Here is a 533-nt window from a genome sequence, read left to right as displayed (position 1 = left end):
CCCGCGAAGAGGTCAATTCGTGGTGTCCTCCGGGACGAGATCGATGCCGCCCGCCGGCCGGTCTTCCTCCTCGTACTGCGCGAGCGTCTTCTGCAGGCGGGCGGCGAGGTCTTGAAGGTGCGGCGTGAGGGCCCGCTCCACGCTGTTCTCCCCTCGCACCGCCCGGATCCGCGCGTCTTCTTCGTCGAGCAGCTCGTCGAGCGACTTCGGCTCAGGGTCCAGTCGAACGAGCAGCCAGGCCGACGCGCGCCAGTCGCCCGGCCGCCGGCGGATGCGTCGTTCGCTGCGGGTCTCGCCGGTGATGGGGTCGGTCCACGTCCGGTAGGTCTCGGAGACGACCGCGCCGCGGGCTGCCTCCTCGATGCTGCCTGTGGCCCGGACGGCCGCCGCCGCGCGTGCCCGGGTCACTCGGGCGTACAGGGCCGCGCACGGATCAGGTGAGTCGATGTCGAGCCTCCCGCCCTGCTTCTCCTCGACAACGTCCTCGCCAACGCGCATCCAACGCAGGAAGGAGGACCGGCCGACCCCGGCTG

General features: G+C 71.7%; 1 protein-coding gene. It reads right to left on the bottom strand.

What is annotated here, in order from left to right; all coding sequences use genetic code 11:
• Positions 1-12: 12 nt before the first annotated feature.
• A partial coding sequence (locus BFF76_RS30755) for a hypothetical protein (protein ID WP_208604906.1) occupies positions 13-533 on the bottom strand: 521 nt, incomplete at its 5' end.

The sequence above is a fragment of the Streptomyces mutomycini genome, from assembly GCF_001700505.1.
Taxonomy (GTDB): Bacteria; Actinomycetota; Actinomycetes; order Streptomycetales; family Streptomycetaceae; genus Streptomyces; species Streptomyces mutomycini.
Note: the sequence above shows the minus strand (reverse complement) of the source record. Positions and strands in the feature narration are given on the sequence as shown.